Raw genomic sequence first — 21,669 nt, forward strand, 5'->3', positions numbered from 1 at the left:
AGAACGCCGCAGGCAGTCAGGCTTTTCGCGTAAGCGTTAACGACCATCGCGAGCAAGCTCGCTCCTACAGTGATCGTGCAACGGTCGCCTGAACCCTGATTTGTTGAGGTTTTTTATGTTCGATTATTCCGCCCGCCCTGAACTGCTCAAGGATCGGGTCATCCTCGTCACCGGCGCCGGTCGCGGCATCGGTGCCGCCGCAGCAAAAACCTACGCAGCCCACGGCGCAACCGTGCTGCTGCTGGGCAAGACAGAAGCCAACCTGTCCCAGGTCTACGACGAAATCGAAGCCGCCGGCCATCCACAACCGGCGGTAATCCCGTTCAACCTGGAAACCGCCCTGCCCCATCAATACGATGAGCTGGCTGCGATGATCGAAACCGAATTCGGTCATCTCGACGGCTTGTTGCACAACGCTTCGATCATTGGCCCGCGCACGCCGATCGAACAGTTGTCCGGCGAAAACTTCATGCGCGTCATGCAAGTCAATGTCAATGCCATGTTCATGCTCACCAGCACGCTGCTGCCGCTGCTCAAGCTGTCGCAGGATGCCTCGGTGGTGTTCACTTCCAGCAGCGTCGGCCGCAAGGGACGTGCGTATTGGGGCGCTTACGGCGTCTCCAAATTCGCCACCGAAGGCCTGATGCAAACCCTGGCTGACGAAGTCGACACCGTGGCCCCGGTACGTTCCAACAGCATCAACCCGGGCGCTACCCGCACCAGTATGCGCGCCCAGGCCTACCCGGGCGAAAACCCACTGAACAACCCGACGCCCGAGGAGATCATGCCGGTCTACCTTTACCTGATGGGCCCGGACAGCACCGGCATCAATGGCCAGGCGTTCGACGCCCAGTAACGACCGCACGTCGCTTTTTTGTTGCCGCGCCGGCTTCCCGCCGCGGCACTTGAAGCCCCTCCAATTCAGGCCAGGCACCTGTCAATCAAACGTCACACGTATCGCCTTACAGGCCAAAGTCAAACAACAACCGATTGATTTAATACGTATTTTATCCAGATGAACCGAATGGCACGACTTTCGCTCTAAGTTTGCTCAAACACGCAACGTGAAAGCAGACGAGGGGGTGAAGCTTGAGTGCAGACGTTACTCATCTTCCACAAAGCGGATTAAACTTGTACGAAATGTCCTACGGGACTGACGGACCAGTACGACGCGCAGCCCTAAGCCGCTCTCACCCTGCTTGTAAGACAGCCTTACTGCTTAGGGGCGCACGCCTTATGAAACCACCCTCCCAGACCAACGCAATTGACTTCGATAGCGCCAAATTGCAGCGCCTGGGCTTTGGTCAGCAGCCGCCTATTCTGGAAAGGCCTGTCAGCCTTGCGCAAATGCGCCAGCAACTGAGCCTGCAGCTGCAAACCAGTCTGGAGCCGCAACGCATTCTCGGAACGTTCTATCGCGAGATTCAACGATTGGTGCCGCTGGACGCCTTGATCTACCAACACAAGAGCAGCGACCTGCGCCTGGAGTTTGGCCAGCGCGGCCACCATTCCATCAGTTACAGCCTCAGTCACGAAGGCGAGCACTTGGGCGAGCTGGTTTTTCGCCGCAATCAGCGTTTCAGCGAACAGGAACAGGGTCATCTCGAATCACTGCTGGCCGCGCTGCTTTTCCCGATGCGCAACGCGCTGCTTTACCGTACCGCCACCCAAAGCGCACTGCGCGACCCATTGACGGGCACCGGTAACCGCATCGCCATGGACCAGACGCTGCAAAGGGAAATCGAGCTGTCCCGGCGCCATCTGCAACCGTTGTCGGTGCTGATGCTGGACATCGATCATTTCAAGCAAGTCAATGACATCCATGGCCACAGCACTGGCGATCACGTGCTCAAGGCGGTCGCTGCCTCGATCAAACATCAGTTGCGCAACGTGGACATGGTGTTCCGCTATGGCGGTGAAGAGTTCCTGATCCTGCTGTCGAACACCAGCCGCGAGGCCGCGGCCATGGTCGGTGAACGGCTGCGGTTTGCAGTGCAGTCTGAAGAATACCTGGCCGATGCTCATACGATCTTGCTGACGGTCAGCCTCGGCTGTTCGACCCTGTTGCCCGGCGAGTCTGCCGAAAGCCTGTTGCGACGGGCAGACAGCGCGCTGTATGTGGCCAAGCGCGAAGGTCGTAACCGGCTGGAGATGGCGGGCTGAGCCATTCGCCACGACACAAGACAATGTGGGAGCGGGCTTGCTCGCGAAGGCGGTGTATCAGGTGGCATGGATGTCACTGATATTCCGCCTTCGCGAGCAAGCCCGCTCCCACAGTTTTCAAGCAGACGTTGAATCAGCTCTCAACCAGTGCCATCCGTTCACGAAAGACCGGCGCTCTCTCTGCGTGCTCCAACTGCATGCAACGCTCAAGAAACAGGTACATGTAGTCGTAGCTCTTGCAAACAGCCTGGCGTAACTCCATCTGCAGGGATTTGCTCGGGTTGGTGCCCGCCAATGTGCAAATGATTTCCAGGGCTTCCCATGGATGGGCATCGTCGTACTGGGCGTGCATCTTCAGCCACTTCATCGCCCGCTTGCGATCTTCCTCGGGGAACGAGGCGGCGTAGATACCGTTGGAACAAACGATCGCCGACCATTCCCCGGTCGCCCCTTCGATGGCGTAGTTGGTGGCGGCAATCGCCACGATCAGCGAGTCGGCTGAACTGGTGTGCCAACACCAATGGCTCAAGGCGTGAAGCTCCGGCGCAACCTGCTGTGCCTGCAGGTCTTCCAGGCTGACACCGTGCGCGCGACTCCAGTGCACCCAGTAATCGGCGTGGTTCAATTCGACGCGGATATTACGCATCAGCCAGCGGCGGGCCATATCTTCGCCGGGATGACGGGCAAAGCGGGTCTTGGTCAGGTTTTGTGCCATATACAACGCGAACTGTTCGACCACCGGCCAGCCACCGATCAGGTACTGGCGCATGGTCTTCGCACTGAGTCTGTTGTCTCGCATGCGTTGGTACAGTTCGTGTTCGACAACCCGGCGCTTGCTCTCGCTGCAATCCTGGATCAGGCGCTGGGCCCAGGCAGGATAACTTGCAGCTTCCATGAGCGGTCCGGTTCGGTTGAATGTGTCGATCACTGTCGAGCTCCTTTTGATTGTGATTGTAAGACCGGCAGGAGTTTCAACGGAACGTGCCAGGCGCCTTGAACAATATCGGTTGGGGCCTGGCGGGACGACTCAGCAAGCTATCGCTGGTAAACAGATGCGGGCGTTCAATCACATACCCTTGAGCGTAATCCACCCCGATCTCAAGCAATGCCTGCTCGATCTGGGGCGATTCGACAAACTCGGCAATCGTGCGCTTACCCATGACATGACCGATATGGTTGATCACTTCGACCATGGCTCGGTTAATCGGGTCGTCCAGCATATCCTTTACGAAACTCCCGTCGATCTTCAGGAAGTCTACAGGCAAATGTTTCAGATACGCGAATGAGGACATTCCGGCACAAAAATCATCCAGTGAAAAATGGCATCCTAAGCCTTTGAGTTCATTAATGAATCGGATGGCGCTGCCAAGATTTGAAATAGCACTGGTCTCGGTAATTTCAAAACAAATCATTTCAGGCGGAATCGAATACGTCACAAACTGTTGGCGCAGGAAATCCAGGAACGCCTCATCCCCGATCGTCGTGCCTGACAGATTGATCGCACACATGGCCAACGGTCCATGGTCTTGCCCGGTCCGGCATTGGGCAATGATCTTGAACACGTTCTGCACAACCCAACGATCAAGCGAGATCATCAAGCCATAACGCTCGGCAGCCGGTATGAAACTGTCGGGCAAGATCATCCGCCCGGCTTCATCGTGCAATCGCAGCAGAATTTCAATGTGCCCGCCGTCCTGACCGATATGGCCCAAGGGGGCAATTTCCTGGGCGTACAGGCAAAAGCGGTCCTCCTCCAGCGCCATGTGCAAACGCTGCACCCAGGCCATTTCGCCGAAGCGCAGGGACAACTCCGAGTCATCCGGATGATAGACCTGGACCCGGTTCCGCCCCTTTTCCTTGGCCATGTAGCACGCCATGTCGGCAGCACGCAGCGAGGCTTCGAGCGTCGTCGGATTCTGCGCGACATGGACCAGCCCGATACTGACAGTGGTGACGAAAGGCCGGCCCTTCCAGACAAAATGCAGATTCTGCACAGTCTGGCGCAGGCTCTCGGCAATTTTCTCCGCTGCTTCCGGTGCGCAGTTCTCCAGCAGGATGCCGAACTCGTCGCCGCCAAGGCGCGCCAGGGTATCGCCTTCGCGCAGCCCCGATTGCAACAAGGCACAGATATGCCGCAACAATTCATCGCCCGCCGCGTGACCGCAGGTATCGTTTACCAGTTTGAATTGATCCAGATCGAGGAACATCAGGGCATGTCGCCCCGGGTAGCGGGTCAGGTTGTGCAGCGCCTGCTCCAGGCGATATTCGAACTCGCGGCGGTTGGCGAGCCCGGTCAAGGCATCGTGGGTCGCCTGCCACGACAGATTGGCGATGTATTGCCGCTCCTGGGTCATGTCATGCAGCACCAGCACCGTCCCGCTGACTTTGCCAGCATTGCGGATTGGCGCACCCACCAATGTGACCGACACCGTGCTGCCGTCCAGGCGCTGAATCAGCCTTGAGTGCTCACTGCCGCCACTTAGCTGGCCGCTGAGAATATGCTCGATCAGGGTGAAACCATCGGTCTGCGCATTTTCATCCAGCAGGTTGAACAGCGCCGCCAGCGGCAATCCTGTCGCCTGCTCGGCCTTCCAGTGGGTCAACGCCTCGGCCGCCGGATTCATGTAGGCAATAGCACCGGAAACGTCCGTGGTGATCACGCCGTCGCCAATTGATTGCAGGGTGATCTGCGCCCGCTCCTTCTCCAGTTGCAGTGCATCGGCGAAGGCATGACGCTGCTTGAGCAGCTTACGAGTGCGCATCAAGGCCAATGCAATCAGGCCCAGGGCGGTGGCCAGATTCGTCACCAACAACAGACGCAGAATCATCCGCGAGCCTTCACCCAGGGCATCGCTGAATGCCTTCGCCGCCGGCGTCACGCCGTCGTTGATGGCGAAAATCTGCTCCTTCCAGCGCTGCACATCCGCACCGGAGGCCGGGCTGGAGGTGATGTGCTGATGCATGTCCCGCGCAACGCCATCGAGTTGGACCAGATAGGCATCACCCACGGTCCAGAGGTCGATGGCTTTTTCGAGGTAACTGAAGTGACGAAAGTTGAGGTACAGCCAAATCAGGCTGGCGACATCGTCAGGATGATTGCCGCCCTTGAGAATCGCCACACGTGCGGCCTCGATGTCCGGCGGCTGACTATCCAGCGCCACACGCAACTCATGCCCGCCCTGAGGCACGGAAATGGCGTTCTGGTATTTATGAAAAATCGCTTCGTCGCCACTGTCGGCGTAGAGATTGAGGTAATAGATGGCGTCTTTCTGGCCCTTGGACCAGAGGCTTTCGCCGGCAACATAGCCGCGAACCGCCGACAGCACATAAAGGCTAACGCCGCCCAACAAGGCTTGAAACAACACAACGGCGATAAATGGCCAGACGATGCCCAACAACCGTGGCGTTCCGAGAGTCCGCGTTTGATTCATGAGGTCCCTTGATTTAGCACCGCTAGCTCGTCTTCCGGACGAAATCGCTTTAGCTAGACTAGGTTGCGATTCCGGTCCCGGCAAGCGATAAGCTATGCCGGGAGGGAGTATCGCGGCCATCGAGTTCGGTCGCGATGATGTTTTTTTAGTTTTGAAGTGGCGCCCTGCAACCTTGATGTCGTCTCGCTACAACCGCTGCAAATGACCATAAAGCTTGGCGTACAGTCCACCGTCGGCAATCAGTTGCTGATGATCGCCATCCTCTGCGATCTGCCCGCCATCGAACACCAGCACCCGGTCGGCCTGTTTTACCGCCGAAAGACGGTGAGCAATGATCAACGTGGTGCGGTTGCTCAGGAACCGCGCCAGTGCCTGGTGCAGGTTGTACTCGGTGGCGGCATCCAGCGCCGAAGTCGCTTCGTCGAGGATCACCACTTTCGGTTCGGCCAGCACCATCCGTGCAATGGCCAAGCGCTGGCGCTGCCCGCCAGATAAACGCACGCCGGAGCGCCCGACGATGCTGTCCAGGCCATTGGGCAAATCCCGGACCGTGTTGTGCAGTTGGGCGATTTCCAGTGCCTGCCAGCAGGCCTCGTCACTGCGTTCACGACCCATGGTCAGGTTGGCCCGGATGGTGTCGTTGAACAGCGCCGGGTGTTGCAGGACCACAGCGACATTTTCCCGCACGGTTTCCAGGCCGATCTCTTGCTGGGTCGAACCACCAAAACGAATGGTCCCGGCCAAGGGCGTGTACAAGCCCAGCAGCAGTTGCACCAGAGTGCTCTTGCCGCCGCCGCTGGCGCCGACGATCGCGACTTTTTCGCCGGGAGCGATGGAAAGATTCATCTGGCTCAGCACCAGTTCGTCACCGTAGCCGAAGCTCAAGCCCTGAACCTCGATCCCGACGGTTTCGCGACCGATGAACGGGTCGACTCCGCCCGGGTACTCGGGTTCGTCGGCGCGGGACAGCAGTTCGTTGATCCGCGACAGTGCACCGCCGGCAGCGTAGTAGGCGTATTGCAGGTTCAGCAGTTGTTCCACCGGACCGATCATGAACCACAGGTAGCTGAACACCGCGAGCATCTGGCCAATGGACAGGTCGGAGAACAACACCGTGAGCATCGCCGCAGCCCGGAAAATATCGATGCCGAACTGGAACAGCAATCCGCTGGCCCGGTTCGATGCGTCGGTTTTCCACTGCGAATTCACCGCATAATCGCGCACATCCCGGGCACGCTGGCCCAGGCGCCCGAGGAAAAACCCCTGACGGTTGCCGGCGCGAACTTCCTGGATGGCATCCAGCGTTTCGGTCAGCGCCTGGGTAAAGCGCGAAGTGCTGTCGTTCTCGAGTTTCTTCAGGTGCTTGACCCGCTTGCCCAACTGCACCGTGGCGTAGATCACCAAAGGGTTGAACAACAGAATCAGCAGCGCCAGTTTCCAGTGCATCCACATCAGGATGCCGGCAGTGCCAACCAGGGTCAGCATGGCCACGAGGAAACGGCTGAGGGTTTCACCGACGAATTTGTCCAGCGTGTCGAGGTCGGTGACCAGATGCGTGGTCACCGTGCCGCTGCCCAGGCTTTCGTATTCACCCAGCGAGATACGCTTGAGCCGTTCGATCAGGCGTATGCGAATGCGGTAGACGATGTCCTTGGCCAACCCGGCGAACAATTTCGCCTGCACCACGTTGAACAGCAACGCCGTGCAACGCAGGGTCAAGGTCACCAGCAACATCAGGCCGATGTAGCCCGCGGCTTTCTGCCAGCCTTCGGGCAGCGCGTGGTTCATGATCTTCAGCGCGGCATCACCGTGCCCCAGCAATACCTCGTCCACCAGCAACGGCAGGAGCAAGGGAATCGGCACGCTGCACAAGGTCGCCAGCACGGCCACGCCGTTGGCGATCCACAGGGATTTCTTGTGATGCAGGGCCAGGCGGCGGATTTCCGCCCAGCTCAGGCGGTCGACACGTTTAGCGGTAGCGACATCGTCGGGCAGGTCATGCACAGGCAGCACGCTCCAGCCAGCGGCCGAGCAGCGGGGACAACTCGCTCAAAGGCTGATAGCCATTGGTCAACAGCGCCAGTTGGCCGTTACGCTCAGCCAGCAGGGTGGGGAAACCGGCAATGCCCAGGTCCTGGACCCAGGTGAAATCGGCAGCGGTGGCTGCGTGCATATCGGCCCGGTCGAACGCACCGGCGAACTCGATGCGTGGCAAACCGGCCTGCTCCGCCAGCTCAACCAACACGCTGGCCTGCGTGACGTCGCGACCCTGGGCATAAAACGCGTGCTGAATCAGCCCGAGCAGTTTCCACGCGCAATCCGGCGCCAGGCTGCGGGCCGTCACCAATGCCCGGCAGGCAGGTTCAGTGTCATAGACAAAGCCGTCGGGCAACGCGCCTTCGAGCTTGAACGGCTGCCCGGTGGCCTCGGTGACTGCCTGCCAATGTTCAAGGATATAGCGACGGGTAGACGGTTCCAGCGCTGAACCGCTGCCAGTGCGCAAACCTCCCACGATCAGGTGCACATCCACGCCTGCGGCTTGCGCCTGCTCGACCAGCGCCTTGGCCACCGGGGCGAACCCCCAGCACCAGGAACACATCGGGTCCATCACATAGAGCAGGCGCGCAGACATGGTTCAGGCCTCGGAGGATGCTTGCTTATAGTTGTAGCCGATCGGGTGAGGCTGGTTGCGAGCCTTGGCCAGTTCGATCTGTTTCTGCCGGTCGATGGCGCTGCGACGGGTCTTCTCGCTCAGCTTATCCCAGCAATGCGGGCAACTGATGCCGGCCACGTAGTGCTCGGACGCGCGGTCTTCCACGCTGACCGGCGTGCGGCAGGCATGACATTGATCGTAGTCGCCTTCGCTCAGGTCATGGCGCACCGTCACGCGGTTGTCGAACACAAAGCAGTCGCCTTGCCATTTGGTTTCTTCCTGCGGCACCTCTTCGAGGTACTTCAGGATGCCGCCCTTGAGGTGGTAGACCTCACCAAAACCCTCGCTGAGCATGTAGCTCGACGCTTTCTCGCAACGGATGCCACCGGTGCAGAACATCGCGACCTTCTTGTGCACGGCCGGGTCGAAGTTGGCTTTGATGTAGTCGGGAAATTCGCGAAAACTGGTGGTTTTCGGGTCGATGGCGCCTTCGAAGGTACCGATCGAGACTTCGTAATCGTTACGCGTGTCGATCAACAGTACTTCCGGGTCGCTGATCAGCGCGTTCCAGTCTTGCGGATCAACGTAGGTGCCGACCTTTTTGTTCGGGTCCACGCCTTCCACGCCGAGGGTGACGATTTCTTTCTTGAGTTTGACTTTGGTGCGGTAGAACGGCTGTTCGTCGCAGTACGACTCTTTGTGGTCGATGTCGTCCATGCGCGGGTCGTTCTTGAGCCAGGCCATCAGCCCGTCAATGCCTTCGCGGCTACCGGACACGGTGCCGTTGATGCCTTCTTCGGCAATCAGCAGCGTGCCTTTGATGCCGTTGTCGACCATCGCTTGCAGCAGTGGCTCGCGCAGGGCGACGTAATCTTCCAGGGTGACGAACTTATACAGTGCCGCCACGACAATCTGTTGTGTCATGGGTAAATCTCCAGGTGGCTACCCTCGTAAGGGGTGAACCGGATGCGAAAAAAAACGCGCCGGGTTAGCGGCGCGTTGGGCATTCTAACAAAAAACCGGTGCTTAGTGCTTGCTGCCGCCGGCACAGGTCGGCGAGGCCGGGGCCGCGTCGATCCTGGCCCATTCCTCCGGCGTGTAGGTATGCAGCGCCAACGCATGGAACTCGCCCATCAGCTCGCCGAGCGTGGCGTAGACTTTCTGGTGGCGCTTGACCCGGTTCAGGCCTTCGAACTGTGTGCTGACGACCACAGCCTTGAAGTGGGTCTGTAACCCGCGGCTGTGCATGTGGCTCTCATCCAGCACCTGCAGATGCTCCGGCTGAAGCAAGGCCAGCGTCGATTCGATGCGTTGTTGCATGGTCATACCGTACTCCGCTTAAGGCTTTTTCTTGGCTGGAGCGGCCGCATCTTTCGGCGTCAGCTCGGCGGTCATGTCAGCCAGCAGCTTGTTGACCACAGGCACCGCGCTTTCCAGCTTGGCCTGGGTCATCTGGGCCGATTGCTGGGTCAGCTGGGGCATTTTTTCCAGGACTTTCTTGCCCAGTGGCGACTGGTAGAACGCAACCAGGTCCTTGAGCTCGGACTCGGTGAAGTTGGTGGTGTAGAGGTTGATCATGTCCGGCTTCAGCTTGTTCCAGCCAATGGCTTGGTCCAGAGCGGCCTTGGCCTTGGCCTGGTAGGTTTCCAGCAAGGCTTTTTTCGACTCGGGAGCTTTGGTCTGTTCGAAACGCTGGGCAAACATCTGCTGTACTTGCATGTACACCGGGGTGCCCAGTTTGTCAGCGTGCGCCATGGTCAGGAAAGCCTCGGCACTGGCGTTATGGCTGGCGGTGTCGGCAAGAACCTGGCCGCTGGCGCAGACCAAAGCAACGGCGGTACAGATGGCACGAAGACGAGTCATCGAGTTTCCTATTCTAGCTGGCGAGGTAAGACCCCAAGGGCGTCCATTCTGCGCCTAAAAAAGTGTGTCGCTCAACCCCAAGCCTTGTCGCACTTGATTTAGAGGGGTTGAATGGTCAAATCCAGACTGATGGAACCACGGTCGTCGAGCACGGCCTAAACTGCGCAATCGGACCTACAGGAGTGAGCAAGATGAGCCGTATCGAAACCGACAGCCTCGGCGAGGTTGAAGTCCCGGATGAAGCCTATTGGGGCGCTCAGACGCAACGCTCGCTGGTCAACTTCGCCATTGGCAACGAACGCATGCCGCTGGCAGTGTTGCATGCCCTGGCGCTGATCAAGAAAGCCGCGGCACGGGTCAATGATCGTAACGGCGACGTACCCGCCGATATCGCCCGTCTGATCGAGCAGGCGGCCGACGAAGTGCTCGCCGGCGACCACGACGACCAGTTTCCGCTGGTGGTCTGGCAAACCGGCAGCGGCACCCAGAGCAACATGAACGTCAACGAAGTGATCGCCGGTCGCGCCAACGAGCTGGCCGGCAACCCGCGCGGCGGCAAGTCCCCGGTGCACCCCAACGATCACGTCAATCGCTCCCAGAGTTCCAACGACTGTTTCCCCACCGCCATGCACATCGCGGCCGCCCAGGCCGTGCAACAGCACTTGCTGCCGGCGATCAGCGAACTGTCCGGCGGGCTGGCCGAGCTGTCCGCCCGCCATATGAAACTGGTCAAGACCGGCCGCACCCACATGATGGATGCGACACCGATCAGCTTCGGCCAGGAAATCTCGGCCTTCGTCGCGCAACTCGATTACGCCGAGCGGGCGATCCGCAGCGCACTGCCCGCGGTCTGCGAGCTGGCCCAGGGCGGAACGGCGGTCGGCACGGGGCTGAATTCACCCCACGGCTTCGGTGAAGCCATCGCCGCGGAACTGGCCGCCCTCTCCGGTTTGCCGTTTATTACCGCGCCGAACAAGTTCGCCGCACTGGCCGGTCATGAGCCTTTGACCACGTTGTCCGGCGCGCTGAAAACCCTCGCCGTGACCCTGATGAAAATTGCCAATGACCTGCGCCTGCTGGGCTCCGGTCCGCGTGCCGGCTTCGCCGAAGTCAAGTTGCCGGCCAATGAACCGGGCAGTTCGATCATGCCGGGCAAGGTCAACCCGACCCAGTGCGAAGCCTTGTCGATGCTGGCCTGCCAGGTATTGGGCAACGACGTCGCCATCGGCTTTGCAGCCAGTCAGGGCCACTTGCAGCTGAACGTGTTCAAACCGGTGATCATCCATAACCTGCTGCAATCGATCCGTTTGCTGGGTGATGGCTGCAGCAACTTCCAGCAGCATTGCGTGGCCGGTCTGGAGCCGGATGCGGAAAAAATGGCTGAACACCTGGAGCGTGGCCTGATGCTGGTAACGGCGCTCAACCCGCACATTGGCTATGACAAATCGGCGGAGATCGCCAAGAAGGCCTACAGCGAAGGACTGACCCTGCGCGAGGCGGCGTTGCAGCTCGGGTATCTGACCGACGAAGAGTTCGATGCGTGGGTAAGGCCGGAGAACATGCTGGAGGCTGGGGCCAAGGGCTGAGTTTTGTAGCGTCTGACAGTCAGTCTTCGCGAGCAAGCCCGCTCCCACATTTGATCTATGTCACACATCAGATCCCTGTGGGAGCGGGCTTGCTCGCGAAGGGTTCGGCGAAAATACTCAGCCAATGACCATTTTGGCCTTTCGCGCCCGCAACCCGGCAATCAGCGACGGCCCCAACGCCACCAGCGCCGATCCCAGCACCACCAGCACCGCGCCGCCGTAACCCAAACCATTGATCGTCTCGGCATGCACATAGTCGGGCCACAGCCATGCAGCCATGGCAACCGCCGCAAAGGTCACCAACGGCGTGATGGCCAGCGTCGCGCTGACCCGGGAGGCTTCCCAATGGGCCAGGGCCTCGGCAAACGCGCCATAGGCAATCAGGGTGTTGAGGCAGCACGCCAGCAGCAGCCAACCCTGCAACGGGTTCAATTGCAAGGCTTCGAGCGGATGCACCCACGGCGTTAACAGCAGCGCGCAAAACAGGTAGATCACCATCATCACCTGCAGCGAATTCCACACCGTCAACAATTGCTTTTGCCCCAGGGCATAGAAGGTCCAGACCGTGGACGCCAGCAACACCAGCAGCACCCCGGCGGTGTAATCGGTCAACGATGTGAGCAGTTCGCTCAAGCGCTGGTTGAAAAACAGCGCAAAACCGATCAGCAGCACCAGCAGGCCAATCCCCTGTCCCAGGCTGAAGCGTTCCTTGAACACAAACACACTGGCAATCAGCAGCATGATCGGCCCCATCTGCACCACCAGTTGCGCCGTGCCGGCACTGAGCAGGTTGAGCCCCATCAGATACAACACGTAATTGCCCACCAGGCCGAGCACCGCCATCAGCACCAGCCAGCCCCCACGCGGGCCAAGCACCTTTCGGCTGGGCAGGCGTTTCGTCGCAGCCAGGTAAATGAACAGACAGCCGCCGGACACCATCAGGCGAAACCAGGTCACCGTCACCGGGTCCATCACCAGCAATACCTGCTTGAGCTTGATCGGCAGGATTCCCCACAACAACGCGGTCAACAAGGCCAGGAACAGACCGTAGACCCAGCGACCCGATGAAATGTGCATGCGAACCCCAATGCCAAAATACAGGAGCCGTCATTCTAGGCCCGCAGCGGTGGCGTACACAGGGACAGTTTCGGGCTGGCCGCGAATGAAACTGTGTGGGTCGTAATGTGAAAGACCGCGGCGTCTGCATTCGCGAGCAAGCCCGCTCCCACAGGTTTTGTGGCGTGCACAAGATTAGTGATCGCCGCTGAACACTGTGGGAGCGGGCTTGCTCGCGAAAGCTATCTGGCAGACAACGCAAAAACCGGGGTTTACCTCACCGCCTCAAACAACCCCGTAGCCCCCATCCCGCCCCCCACGCACATGGTGACGATGCCGTAACGCAGGTTGCGTCGCTGCAATTCGCGAACGAGATGCCCGACCTGGCGCGATCCGGTCATGCCGAACGGGTGACCGATGGAAATCGACCCACCGTTGACGTTGTACCGGGCGTTGTCGATTTCCAGCCGGTTACGGCTGTACAGGCACTGCGAGGCGAACGCTTCGTTGAGTTCCCACAAGTCGATGTCGTCAATCCGCAAGCCATTGGCCTTGAGCAGTTTCGGCACCGAAAACACCGGGCCGATGCCCATCTCGTCCGGCGCGCAACCGGCCACGGTAAAACCACGGAAGAAGGCCTTGGGCTTGAGCCCCAGTTCCAGGGCTTTTTCCAGGCTCATCACCAGGGTCATGGACGCGCCGTCCGACAGTTGCGAGGAGTTGCCGGCCGTCACCGAGCCATCGTCGGCGAACACCGGTTTCAACCCGGCCAGACTTTCCAGGGTGGTATCAGGGCGGTTGCAGTCGTCGCGATCGACAACGCCGTCGAGAATCTGCACTTGGCCCGTGGCCTTGTCCTCGACCTGGTATTTCACCGCCATCGGCACGATTTCGTCGCTGAACAGGCCGGCAGCCTGCGCCTGGGCGGTGCGTTGCTGGCTTTGCAGGGCGTACAGATCCTGTTCTTCGCGGCTGACGTTGTAGCGACGGGCAACGATCTCAGCGGTCTGGCCCATCGGGAAGTAGATGCCCGGCACCTGCTCCTTGAGCAGCGGGTTGATCAGGTTATCGGTGTTGACGCTTTTCATGGTCAGGCTGATGGACTCGACGCCACCGGCGACGATGATGTCGCTGCAACCCGAGGCGATCTGGTTCGCGGCAATGGCGATCGCCTGCAAGCCCGAGGAACAGAAACGATTGAGGGTCATGCCAGCCGTGCCGATGCCCAGGCGCGACAGCACTGCGACGTTGCGACCGATGTTGAAGCCCTGGGCACCTTCGTTGGAACCGGCGCCAACGATGCAGTCCTCGACGCTGGCAGGGTCGATACCGGTGCGCGCCAACAACGCGTTCACACAATGGGCCGCCATGTCGTCCGGGCGGGTCATATTGAATTTACCGCGAAAGGATTTGACCAGGCCGGTCCGTACGCTGTCGACAATCACCACTTCACGCATGGCATACCTCATTGTTGTTATCGGTTGAGAGTGGACCGAGCATAAGCCCACCCAATTACCGGCTGCGACAATCATTCACCCCGCGTATGCGCAACCATCGCCTCAATCCTTGCCCTTGCCCTTCTTGCGTTCATGCCGGTCGGATTTTTCAAAAGCCTCCTCCAGTGCCCGGTTGATGGTGCGCAAGACTTTGACCCGCGCCCAACGCTTGTCGTTGGCTTCCACCAGAGTCCATGGCGCAATCTCGGTGCTGGTACGGTCGACCATGTCGCCGACGGCCGCACGATAGTCGTCCCATTTTTCACGGTTGCGCCAGTCGTCCTCGGTGATCTTGAAGCGCTTGAAGGAAATTTCCTCGCGTTCCTGGAAGCGCTCCAGTTGCGTCTGTTTGTCGATGGCCAGCCAGAACTTGACCACTATCACACCGGCGTCGGTAACCTGTTCCTCGAAGTCGTTGATCTCACTGTAGGCGCGCAACCAGTCTGCCGGACTGCAGAAACCTTCGATGCGCTCCACCAGCACCCGGCCATACCAGGAGCGGTCGAACACGGTGAACTTGCCCCGGGCCGGAAGGTGCCGCCAGAAACGCCACAGGTACGGTTGCGCCCGCTCTTCTTCGGTGGGCGCAGCAATCGGCACGATGCTGTACTGGCGCGGATCCAGCGCTGCCGCTACCCGGCGGATCGCCCCGCCCTTGCCGGCCGCGTCGTTGCCCTCGAACACCGCCACCAACGCATGGCGGCGCATGCGTTTGTCACGCATCAACCCGGAGAACCGCGCCTGTTCGGTGATCAGTTGTTCTTCGTAATCTTCCTTGTCCAGCTGCAGGGTCAGGTCCAGGCTGTCAAGCAGGTTCACTTGATCGACACTGGGGAACACTGGCGCGGCGCTGACCTTTTCCGGATGGATCGTCGGCCGCTGCAATGCACCGTGCAGCCCCTCCAGCAGAATGCGCCCCACGGCCAGGCTGCGATAATGTGCATCCGCCCCGGCGATCACATGCCATGGTGCATAGTCGCGACTGGTGCGGCGCAGGACGCGCTCGCCGTACTTCACGAATTTGTCGTAGGTTTGCGACTGTTGCCAGTCCAGCGGGCTGATGCGCCAACTGTGCAGCGGGTCGTCGGCCAGCGCCTTGAGGCGTGCCTTCATTTGCTTCCTGGAGAGGTGAAACCAGAACTTGAAGATCAGCGCACCTTCATCGCACAGCATCTTTTCCAGACGCTCGGCGGCATTGATCGCCTGGTCGAGTCGCGGATCCTTGAACTCGCCATGGACCCGTCCCTGCAGCATCTGGCTGTACCAGTTGCCGAAGAAAATTCCCATGCGGCCCTTGGCCGGGAGCATCCGCCAGTAACGCCAGGCCGGTGGCCGCGCCAGCTCTTCGTCGGTCTGCTGATCAAACGTGCGAACCTCGATCAGGCGCGGGTCCATCCACTCGTTGAGTAACTTGATCGTCTCGCCCTTGCCGGCGCCTTCGATGCCGTTGATCAAAACGATCACCGGAAACCGGCGTTGCTGCTGCAATTCGAATTGCGCTTCGAGCAACGCTTCGCGCAGGGCCGGTACTTCGGCGTCATAGATGTCTTTGTCGATGGCGTGATCGATTTCAGCAGATTCAAACATGAGCGGCTCCCTTGCAGATGTGAGCAAGCCTAGCGGATTGAACTGAAGGCCAGCAGAGATTTTCCTGAGGGTCCTCCTCGCCACAAAGAGCTTGGCCACTCCGCCGATCGGCTAGAATGGCGACCTTGCCGTTACCGAGCCTGCCATGAAACCTGTATTGCCCCACGCCCAGCTCGACTGGGACGACCAAGGTCGCCCGTATTCGCGAGTGTTCGACGATGTGTATTTCTCCGACCAGTCGGGGCTGGACGAAACCCGCTATGTCTTTATCGAGCAGAACCGCCTGGCCGAACGCTTTGCGGCCTTGCCCGAGGGCGGGCGACTGGTCATCGGTGAAACGGGGTTCGGCACCGGGCTGAATTTCCTGTGCGCCTGGCAGGTGTTCGAGCAACACGCGGCGGCCGGGGCTCGGTTGCATTTTGTCAGCGTCGAAAAATACCCGTTGAGCCCGGCCGACCTGCAACGTGCCCTGGCGCTGTGGCCGGAACTCAAGGTGTTTGCCGATCAGTTGCTGGCGCAGTACGTGGCGATCCATCAGGGTTTTCAGCGCCTGACGCTGGACAACGGCCGCGTCACCCTGACCCTGCTGATCGGCGATGCGCTGGAACAACTGCCCCAACTCGATGCCCGAATCGACGCCTGGTTCCTCGACGGTTTCGCTCCGGCGAAAAACCCCGACATGTGGACCGCCGAACTGTTTGCCGAACTGGCGCGCCTGGCCGCTCCCGGCGCGTCCATCAGCACCTTCACCAGCACTGGCTGGGTGCGGCGCCTGCTCAACGCCGCCGGTTTCAAGATGAAACGCACCCCCGGCATCGGCCACAAATGGGAAATCCTGCGCGGCGAGTTCCTCGGCTGGCCCCGGGAAACGCCGGCCCCGGCCCAGGACAAACCCTGGTTTGCCCACCCCGCTCCGCTGGCCGGCGAGCGTCAGGCACTGGTGATCGGTGCCGGGCTGGCCGGTTGTGCCAGCGCCGCCAGCCTTGCCGCACGGGGCTGGCAAGTGACATTGCTGGAACGCCACGACGCCATTGCCCAGGAAGCCTCGGGCAACCCACAGGGCGTGCTCTACCTGAAGTTATCGGCCCATGGCACGGCGCTGTCGCAAATGATCGTCAGCGGTTTTGGCTACACCCGCAGACTGCTCGAACACTTGCAACGGGGTCGCGACTGGGATGATTGCGGCGTGCTGCAACTGGCGTTCAATGCCAAGGAAGCCGAACGCCAGGTGCAATTGGCGGCAGCGTTTGCGCCGGACCTGCTGCACCTGCTGGGTCAACCTGAGGCACAGGCCGTGGCCGGAGTCGGCCTGGCACACGGCGGCCTGTTCTATCCCGAAGGCGGCTGGGTGCATCCACCGGCGTTGTGCCAGTGGCAGGCTGCGCATCCACAGATTCAATTGCTCACCCATCACGATGTACTGCAACTGCGCAAGGTTGAAAGCCAGTGGCAAGCCTGGGACGGCGAGCGTTTGCTTGCCAGTGCACCCGTGGTGGTGCTTGCCGGTGCTGCTGAAATCCAGCGTTTCCCCGAGAGCGCCGGGTTGCCGCTCAAACGCATTCGCGGGCAAATCACCCGTCTGACGCAAACCCCGCAGAGCCTCGCCCTGAACACCGTAGTGTGTGCCGAAGGCTATGTCGCCCCTGCCCGTTCGGGCGAACACACCCTGGGGGCCAGTTTCGATTTCAAGAGCGATGACCTGACGCCGACCACCGCAGAACACCTCGGCAACCTGGCCATGCTCGAAGAGATTTCCCACGATCTGGTCACCCGCCTGGCGATCGACCGCCTCGCCCCCGAAAGCCTCCAGGGTCGCGCCGCCTTTCGCTGCACCAGCCCCGACTATCTGCCGATCGTCGGCCCGTTGGCCGACGCGCAGTCGTTTGCCCAAGCCTATGCCGCACTGAGCAAGGATGCCCGGCAGGTGCCCGACGTCGCATGCCCGTGGCTCGACGGCTTATACGTCAACAGCGGCCACGGTTCGCGTGGCCTGATCACTGCGCCATTGTCCGGGGAACTGCTGGCGGCGTGGCTGGACAATGAGCCCCTGCCGCTGCCCAGAAGCGTGGCCGAAGCCTGTCACCCCAATCGGTTTGCCCTGCGACGCCTGATCCGGGGCAAATAGTCGATACCGCCGTCGAGGGCGCCCGCACAGCGGCTCTCGGCTCGGGTCTCGCCAGCTTATAACTCATTAATCTAAAACTCCCCTTACCGAGGTGGGTCAGTTTCTGAGTGCCCGCCGTTTTGGCGCGGTATCGATTGACCCTCCCCAACGGAAAAACCGGTAAGGAATTTATGTGCGGATTAGCTGGCGAGTTACGTTTTGATCATCAACCTGCAGACCTTGCAGCCGTGGAGCGAATCACCCATCACCTGGCCCCTCGCGGCCCCGACGCCTGGGGCTTTCACAGCCAGGGACCGGTTGCCCTGGGCCATCGGCGCCTGAAAATCATGGACCTGTCGGACGGCTCGGCGCAGCCGATGATCGACCCGCAATTGGGCTTGTCCCTGGCCTTCAACGGCGCGATCTACAACTTTCCCGAACTGCGTGCCGAGCTTGAAAGCCTGGGTTACGCCTTCTATTCCGCTGGCGACACCGAAGTGTTGCTCAAGGGTTATCACGCTTGGGGCGAAGCCCTGCTGCCGAAGCTCAATGGCATGTTTGCCTTGGCTGTTTGGGAACGCGATGCCCAATGCCTGTTCATCGCCCGCGACCGTCTCGGCGTGAAACCGTTGTACCTGTCACGCACCGGCCAGCGCCTGCGCTTTGCTTCCGCACTACCGGCACTGCTCAAGGGCGGCGACATCAATCCGCTTCTCGATCCGGTAGCGCTCAATCATTATCTGAATTTCCACGCCGTGGTCCCGGCACCGCGCACCTTGCTGGCGGGCATCGAAAAACTGCCGCCGGCCACCTGGATGCGCATCGAAGCCGATGGTCGCACCGAGCAGAAAACCTGGTGGACCCTGCCCTACGGCCCGCATGCCGATGAGATGAACCTGACCCTCGAAGACTGGCGCGACCGTGTACTCGACAGCACTCGCGAAGCGGTGGCGATTCGTCAGCGTGCGGCGGTGGATGTCGGCGTGCTGCTGTCCGGTGGCGTCGATTCAAGCCTGCTGGTGGGCTTGTTACGGGAGGTCGGCGTGGACAACCTGTCGACCTTCTCCATCGGCTTCCAGGACGCCGGTGGCGAGCGCGGTGACGAGTTCCAGTATTCGGACCTGATCGCCAAACACTACGGCACCCGGCACCACCAATTGCGCATCGATGAAAAACAGATCATCGAGCAGCTGCCCGCCGCGTTCCGGGCCATGAGTGAACCGATGGTCAGCCATGACTGCATCGCCTTCTACCTGTTGTCACGGGAGGTGGCCAAACATTGCAAGGTGGTCCAGAGCGGCCAGGGCGCGGATGAACTGTTCGCCGGTTACCACTGGTATCCGCAAGTGGACGGAGCGAGTGATCCGTATGCCGCGTACCGCGAAGCGTTTTTCGATCGCAGCTACGACGACTACGCCGCCACCGTGCAACCGAAATGGCTGACCGCGAATGACGCCGCCGGTGACTTCGTCAAAGCCCATTTCGCCCAGCCCGGTGCCGATGCCGCGGTGGACAAGGCCTTGCGCCTGGACAGCACGGTGATGCTGGTGGACGACCCGGTCAAGCGCGTCGACAACATGACCATGGCCTGGGGTCTGGAAGCACGCACGCCGTTTCTCGACTACCGCCTGGTGGAGTTGTCGGCACGGATTCCGGGGCGCTTCAAACTGCCGGACGGCGGCAAGCAGGTCTTGAAAGAAGCTGCGCGACAAGTGATTCCCAGTGAAGTGATCGACCGCAAGAAAGGTTACTTCCCGGTGCCGGGCCTCAAGCATTTGCAGGGCGATACGCTGGAATGGGTGCGCGAGTTGCTGCTCGATCCCAGCCAGGATCGCGGGCTGTTCAACCCCGCGATGCTCGACCGTCTGCTGACTGATCCACAGGGACAATTGACGCCGTTGCGCGGTTCGAAGCTGTGGCAACTGGCGGCCCTCAACCTGTGGCTCAGCGAACAAGGAATATGACCGATGAAACCTCATGCCACGGCTTTCAGCCAACGCCTGTTGCGCGGCCAGTCACCTTCCTACGAACGCTTGCAGGCTCGTCTGGCCGAGGATCGCAGTGAACTCGGCGGAGCTCCGATTGCCGTGCATTGCGGCTGGGGGCGCTTGTTGATCGGCCACACCTTTGCCGATGCCGCAAGCCTCGCCGGGGAGTTGCTCAACGAACAGCCCGGCGAGCGGGATATTGCGCTGTACGTCGCCGCGCCCCAGCAAGTGCTGGGGCTGGAGCCGACACAGCTGTTTCTCGACCCGTCCGATACCTTGCGTCTGTGGTTCAGCGATTATCGCCAAGCGACCCGGGTGTTTCGCGGGTTCCGCATTCGACGCGTGCAAAGCGATGCCGACTGGCAGGCGATCAATCAGCTGTATCAGGCGCGCGGCATGCTGCCGGTCGATCCCACCCTGCTCACTGCGCGTCACCTGGGCGGCCCGGTGTACTGGCTGGCCGAAGACGAGGACAGCGGCGCGATCATCGGCAGCGTCATGGGCCTCAACCACCACAAGGCCTTCAACGATCCGGAAAACGGCAGCAGCCTGTGGTGCCTGGCGGTCGACCCGCATTGTGCGCGGCCGGGTGTCGGTGAAGTGCTGGTGCGGCATCTGATCGAGCATTTCATGAGTCGCGGGCTCGCTTGCCTCGACCTGTCCGTACTGCACGACAACCGCCAGGCGAAAAACCTTTACGCCAAGCTCGGTTTTCGCAACCTGACGACCTTCGCCATCAAGCGCAAGAACGGTATCAATCAACCGCTGTTTCTCGGGCCCGGCCCGGAGGCCGCGTTCAATCCGTATGCGCGGATCATTGTCGAGGAAGCACACCGTCGTGGCATCGATGTGCAAGTCGATGACGCCGACGCCGGGATGTTCACCCTCAGCCATGGCGGGCGCCGGGTACGCTGTCGTGAATCCCTGAGCGACCTGACCAGCGCCATCAGCATGAGCCTGTGCAAGGACAAAAGCCTGACCCACAAAGTGCTCAAGGCTGCCGGGTTGAACCTGCCGGCGCAGCAACTGGCCGGTACCGCCGATGACAATCTGGCGTTCCTCGATGAGCACCTCAGAGTGGTGGTCAAACCGCTGGACGGCGAACAGGGCCAAGGCGTGGCGGTGGATTTGCAGACCATCGAAGAAGTCCAGCAAGCCATCGAAGCCGCCCGCCGATTCGACAGCCGCGTACTGCTGGAAAGCTTCCACGAAGGCCTTGACCTGCGGATTCTGGTGATCGGTTATGAAGTGGTCGCGGCCGCCATTCGCCGGCCAGCCGAGGTGGTCGGCGACGGCCAACACTCCATCGGCGCCTTGATCGAAGCCCAGAGCCGGCGGCGACAAGCGGCCACGGGTGGTGAAAGCAAGATCCCGCTGGATCACGAGACCCGGCGCACCTTGAATGCAGCCGGTCATGACTACGACAGCATTCTGCCGGCCGGCGAGCGTCTGTTCGTAAGGCGCACGGCAAATCTACATACCGGCGGGACTCTCGAGGACGTCACTGCGATTTTGCATCCGACGCTGGCAGATGCTGCCATCCGCGCCGCGCGGGCGCTGGACATTCCCGTGGTCGGCCTGGATTTGATGGTGCCCGCCGCCGATCAGCCCGAATACGTGTTTATCGAAGCCAACGAGCGGGCCGGGCTGGCCAATCATGAACCGCAGCCCACGGCGGAGCGATTTGTGGACTTGTTGTTTCCGCACAGTCAGCCGGTGGTCTTTTAGTGATGCATTGCCTG

Annotated in this window: 16 protein-coding genes; 6 read left to right on the forward strand and 10 right to left on the reverse strand. The window is 60.6% G+C overall.

All coding sequences use genetic code 11. The annotated features are described in order from the left end of the window. The first annotated feature begins 115 nt into the window (after window positions 1-115). The gene (locus AC06G5_RS22505) at window positions 116-856 is read left to right on the forward strand and encodes a YciK family oxidoreductase (protein ID WP_160385982.1); all 741 of its coding nucleotides are present in this window, start codon (window positions 116-118) and stop codon (window positions 854-856) included. A gap of 380 nt (window positions 857-1,236) precedes the next feature. Further along, on the forward strand, window positions 1,237-2,163 hold the full coding sequence (locus AC06G5_RS22510; protein ID WP_413425544.1) for a GGDEF domain-containing protein: 927 nt from the start codon (window positions 1,237-1,239) through the stop codon (window positions 2,161-2,163). 133 nt (window positions 2,164-2,296) lie between these two features. Here AC06G5_RS22510 and AC06G5_RS22515 read toward each other — a convergent pair whose 3' ends face one another. The 7 genes from AC06G5_RS22515 to AC06G5_RS22545 form a co-directional block, all read right to left on the reverse strand. Beyond that, window positions 2,297-3,058, reverse strand: coding sequence for an iron-containing redox enzyme family protein (locus tag AC06G5_RS22515; RefSeq protein WP_413704211.1), 762 nt, complete (start codon window positions 3,056-3,058; stop codon window positions 2,297-2,299). 76 nt (window positions 3,059-3,134) lie between these two features. Next, the gene (locus AC06G5_RS22520; protein ID WP_413425540.1) at window positions 3,135-5,594 is read right to left on the reverse strand and encodes an EAL domain-containing protein; all 2,460 of its coding nucleotides are present in this window, start codon (window positions 5,592-5,594) and stop codon (window positions 3,135-3,137) included. Window positions 5,595-5,780: 186 nt separating this feature from the next. Next, window positions 5,781-7,598 carry an ABC transporter ATP-binding protein gene (locus AC06G5_RS22525; RefSeq protein WP_413704210.1) on the reverse strand — a complete coding sequence of 606 codons (1,818 nt, stop codon included), beginning with the start codon at window positions 7,596-7,598 and terminating at the stop codon, window positions 5,781-5,783. Beyond that, window positions 7,591-8,193 carry a DsbA family protein gene (locus tag AC06G5_RS22530; protein ID WP_413425593.1) on the reverse strand — a complete coding sequence of 201 codons (603 nt, stop codon included), beginning with the start codon at window positions 8,191-8,193 and terminating at the stop codon, window positions 7,591-7,593. Before AC06G5_RS22530 ends, AC06G5_RS22525 begins: the two co-directional genes overlap by 8 nt. A 36-nt stretch (window positions 8,194-8,229) precedes the next feature. Continuing rightward, window positions 8,230-9,171, reverse strand: a complete 942-nt coding sequence (trhO, locus tag AC06G5_RS22535; RefSeq protein WP_057400305.1) for an oxygen-dependent tRNA uridine(34) hydroxylase TrhO — start codon at window positions 9,169-9,171, stop codon at window positions 8,230-8,232. Window positions 9,172-9,273: 102 nt separating this feature from the next. Then, window positions 9,274-9,573 (reverse strand): BolA family protein, encoded by a 300-nt coding sequence (locus AC06G5_RS22540; protein WP_413425535.1) that lies wholly within the window; start codon window positions 9,571-9,573, stop codon window positions 9,274-9,276. Between the two features lie 12 nt (window positions 9,574-9,585). Continuing rightward, a complete protein-coding gene (locus AC06G5_RS22545; RefSeq protein WP_057400307.1) occupies window positions 9,586-10,110 on the reverse strand; it encodes a DUF2059 domain-containing protein in 525 nt (174 codons plus the stop codon). Window positions 10,111-10,301: 191 nt separating this feature from the next. On the opposite strand from AC06G5_RS22545, the gene AC06G5_RS22550 reads away from it, so the two are divergent. After that, window positions 10,302-11,696, forward strand: coding sequence for a class II fumarate hydratase (locus AC06G5_RS22550; protein WP_413425533.1), 1,395 nt, complete (start codon window positions 10,302-10,304; stop codon window positions 11,694-11,696). 117 nt (window positions 11,697-11,813) lie between these two features. Here AC06G5_RS22550 and AC06G5_RS22555 read toward each other — a convergent pair whose 3' ends face one another. The 3 genes from AC06G5_RS22555 to pap form a co-directional block, all read right to left on the reverse strand. Continuing rightward, the gene (locus AC06G5_RS22555) at window positions 11,814-12,773 is read right to left on the reverse strand and encodes a DMT family transporter (RefSeq protein WP_413425531.1); all 960 of its coding nucleotides are present in this window, start codon (window positions 12,771-12,773) and stop codon (window positions 11,814-11,816) included. A gap of 251 nt (window positions 12,774-13,024) precedes the next feature. Continuing rightward, complete coding sequence (locus AC06G5_RS22560) at window positions 13,025-14,209, reverse strand: thiolase family protein (protein ID WP_480458330.1); 1,185 nt, start codon at window positions 14,207-14,209, stop codon at window positions 13,025-13,027. Between the two features lie 102 nt (window positions 14,210-14,311). Then, on the reverse strand, window positions 14,312-15,835 hold the full coding sequence (gene pap / locus AC06G5_RS22565) for a polyphosphate:AMP phosphotransferase (RefSeq protein ID WP_413422736.1): 1,524 nt from the start codon (window positions 15,833-15,835) through the stop codon (window positions 14,312-14,314). Between the two features lie 145 nt (window positions 15,836-15,980). Between pap and mnmC the strand changes: the two genes are divergently transcribed. The 3 genes from mnmC to ngg all read left to right on the forward strand — a co-directional run bounded on the left by mnmC (window position 15,981) and on the right by ngg (window position 21,655). Continuing rightward, window positions 15,981-17,960 carry a bifunctional tRNA (5-methylaminomethyl-2-thiouridine)(34)-methyltransferase MnmC2/FAD-dependent 5-carboxymethylaminomethyl-2-thiouridine(34) oxidoreductase MnmC1 gene (gene mnmC, locus AC06G5_RS22570; RefSeq protein WP_480458331.1) on the forward strand — a complete coding sequence of 660 codons (1,980 nt, stop codon included), beginning with the start codon at window positions 15,981-15,983 and terminating at the stop codon, window positions 17,958-17,960. Between the two features lie 170 nt (window positions 17,961-18,130). Next, window positions 18,131-19,903 (forward strand): N-acetylglutaminylglutamine amidotransferase, encoded by a 1,773-nt coding sequence (locus AC06G5_RS22575; protein WP_413422732.1) that lies wholly within the window; start codon window positions 18,131-18,133, stop codon window positions 19,901-19,903. A 3-nt stretch (window positions 19,904-19,906) separates the two neighbouring features. Further along, on the forward strand, window positions 19,907-21,655 hold the full coding sequence (gene ngg / locus AC06G5_RS22580; RefSeq protein WP_413422730.1) for an N-acetylglutaminylglutamine synthetase: 1,749 nt from the start codon (window positions 19,907-19,909) through the stop codon (window positions 21,653-21,655). The last annotated feature ends 14 nt before the right edge of the window (window positions 21,656-21,669 follow it).

Source organism: Pseudomonas sp. WT-JTC (assembly GCF_056711565.1).